Below are 2777 nucleotides of genomic sequence, written 5' to 3' on the forward strand. Positions count from 1 at the left end.
GGCCAGGTAAACCAGTTGAATCGGGGATCCCAGCAGGGTCATGACCAGGATATCTCCATTAACAATTCGCCCCAGGGCCTGGGCGTAGACGGCGGCAATCTCATCCTCAGAAAGCTGCTGCAACAGGGCTTGGGTGACCACAATGCGGCAGCCATCAGAAAAAGTGCCGTAAACAAAGGCCAGCGGCCCAGCATCCGGGATCACCCCCAGTCGGGGCTGTTTTAGCTGGTTTTGGGCACAGATGCGCTGCAGCAGGCGCGCCGTTTCGGGGCTGTGGCGTTCGATTTCGCCAAGCCTGGCCCAACGCAACTTGTGCAGCCGTTGGTGGAGCTGATCCATCAGCCAGGGGGCAAAAAAGAGAAGGCCTACTCCAAAGTTGACCGCCAGGCTGCCGGCCACCAACCACCGCAGGCCATTGCGCAGCCAGGGCAGCAACCCCTGCAAAAACCAAAGCTGCCGCGGAAAACTCAGCCGGCCAAAATCCAGATGGCTGCCTACCAACACAAAGCTCAGCCACCAAAGGAAGACAATGCCCACCCCTAGGGATCCCCACTTGGCCCAATGCAGGGGGCCGGCCCGCTCCGGCAGGGGGATCTTCATACCCAGTTGGGCGGCCCGTTGACGGGTGGACAGGGATCCCGCTCCAGGAGACGGCTCCTCTGGGGGAGCAGAACGCGGTTCGACAGGTTTGGCGGACGGAGCAGCCAGGGACTCTGTTGCAGTGGGCAGGCGAAGCAAGATCTTCTTGGCCCAGCCTTGCGCCTGGGGGTTGGGGTGTTGCAGCAGCTCTAGGCAGAGGGACCGTGCCTTCTCCGTCTGGCCCAACTGGTGGTAGGCCCGCACCAGGTTCATTTGGGCTTCCAGGGCTTCGCCGTCAGATGAGTCTGCCGGGATCCCTAATGCTTTGTCCTGCTGACGGGATTGGGCCAGGTAGCCTTCAAAAAGTTGGATGGCCTCTTGAAGGCGGCCCTGCCGCAGGGCTTCCTTGCCCGCCTGGACGGCATCGGGGATCATCGGCTTGCTCCTTGCCTGGTAGGGTCTGCTTCTGGAGATCGGTTGGATCCATCTGCTCCCCCAGCTTACTCAGGGATCCAACCCCGAGAGACTGGATCCCCCCTAAAGGGGGTAGCAGAGCAAGCGCCGCCGCAAGCGATCCAGAGCCGTCTGGGCGCTCCACCAACGCACCCCCTCTCTGCCGCGCAGGCTGCCAAACCGGTACTCGTGTACTTCCACCTTCCCTTGCGGATCCGCCAAACCCAGATACACAAGACCGACTGGCTTGGTGGCGGTGCCTCCCTCTGGCCCGGCAATGCCGGTGATGCTCAAGGCCCAGTTGGAGCCCAGGACTTGCTTGGCCCCCAGCGCCATTTGGGCGGCCACCGCCTCGCTCACGGCCCCGTGCTGTCGCAGGGTTTCCGGATTCACCTGTAAAAGCTGCTCCTTGATGCGGTTGTCGTAGGCCACGATCCCCCCCACAAAATAGCGGGAGCTGCCCGGGATCCCGGTCACCAACTGCCCCAGCAGCCCGCCGGTGCAGGATTCTGCCACCGCCAGAGTTTGACCCCGTTGCAGCAACAGCTCCCCCACCACACCGGCCAAGGTGGCGTCATCGCTGCCGAAGTAGTCTTCTCCAGAAATCTGTAAAATCTGCTCCACCACCGGGGCGATCAAGGCTTGGGCCTCTTCACGACTGGGAGCACGTCCGGTAACCCGCAGGCGTACCTCCCCCTGGCTGGCGTAGGGAGCCACCGTAGGGTTTTCCCCCGCCAACAGGGATCCCAGCCGTTCGGCCAGCGTCGATTCGGGAATGCCCCAATAGCGCAGTACCCGGCTGTAGAACACCTCTTTTCCCCAGCCGATGGAGCGCAGATAAGGCACGGCGGTCTCCCGCCACATGTGTTGCATCTCCCGCGGCACCCCAGGGAAGGTGAGAATGTGCAGGTCGGGCCGGGGCTGCCAGATGAGGCCACAGGCGCTGCCAAGCGGGTTGGGCAACACCCTCGCTCCCCGGGGCAGAAAAGCCTGCTTGCGATTGCTCGGCGAGGGCACAAGGCCCCGCTGCCCGTACTTTTGCAGGATCTCTTCCCACACTTGGGGGTGCTCCACCATCTCCGCCCCAAAAAAGGAAGCCAGCGCCTCATGGGTGAGATCGTCCGGCGTCGGCCCCAAACCCCCGGTGATCAGAATCAAGCTGGAACGACCACAGGCCACCTCCAGCGCGTGGTGAATGCGGGCCTCGTTATCCCCCACCACCGTTTGGTAATAGTGGGGGATCCCCAGTTGCGCCAACTCGGCTGCCAAGTACTGGGCATTGGTATTGGTGATCTCTCCCAAAAGCAATTCTGTGCCGATGCAGAGGATCTCAGCCCCTTGGGGAATAGCAGTTTGCGGTGGGATCATGCTTGGCCTCGAGCTCAGCTCAGCCGCAAGAGAAGTATACAAGCAGGGAGGTCTCGGCCTCCCTGCGCGCCCCCAGATTTTGGGCTTGCAGTTGGCCATTCCAAATGGCGGTGAGACAACCGGCAAGTTTCCATCTCCGGCGCCGGCAAAAAGATTGGGGGACGAGATGTATCCGACAGCACAACAGCGACAGACGCTGCAGCAGTGGTTGGGAACAGCTCGGTTTGTTTATAACCGCACCCTAGATTTTCTGAAGTCTTTAGAAGGCGAGCGTCCACCTGGATGCAAGTAGCTACTCACCACATCTTGCCTTCTCTACCAGATTGGGCGAAGGCAGTCCCGTACCAAACCAGAAAGTGGCAGTCATTGTTTGCGTT

At 61.4% G+C, this 2777-nt stretch carries 3 protein-coding genes; 1 reads left to right on the plus strand and 2 read right to left on the minus strand.

Annotated features, from left to right (window positions below; all coding sequences use genetic code 11):
• Positions 1–1014 (minus strand): M48 family metalloprotease (locus tag NW820_RS10865; protein ID WP_414407495.1); only part of this gene is annotated, 1014 nt, incomplete at its 3' end.
• Between the two features lie 102 nt (positions 1015–1116).
• The gene (locus NW820_RS10870; protein WP_414331859.1) at positions 1117–2400 is read right to left on the minus strand and encodes a competence/damage-inducible protein A; all 1284 of its coding nucleotides are present in this window, start codon (positions 2398–2400) and stop codon (positions 1117–1119) included.
• A 166-nt stretch (positions 2401–2566) separates the two neighbouring features.
• Here NW820_RS10870 and NW820_RS10875 point away from each other — a divergent pair, with 166 nt between their 5' ends.
• Positions 2567–2692, plus strand: coding sequence for a helix-turn-helix domain-containing protein (locus NW820_RS10875; protein ID WP_369791772.1), 126 nt, complete (start codon positions 2567–2569; stop codon positions 2690–2692).
• Positions 2693–2777: the final 85 nt, after the last annotated feature.

The organism is Synechococcus sp. R55.7 (genome assembly GCF_047461955.1).
Taxonomy (GTDB): Bacteria; Cyanobacteriota; Cyanobacteriia; order Thermostichales; family Thermostichaceae; genus Thermostichus.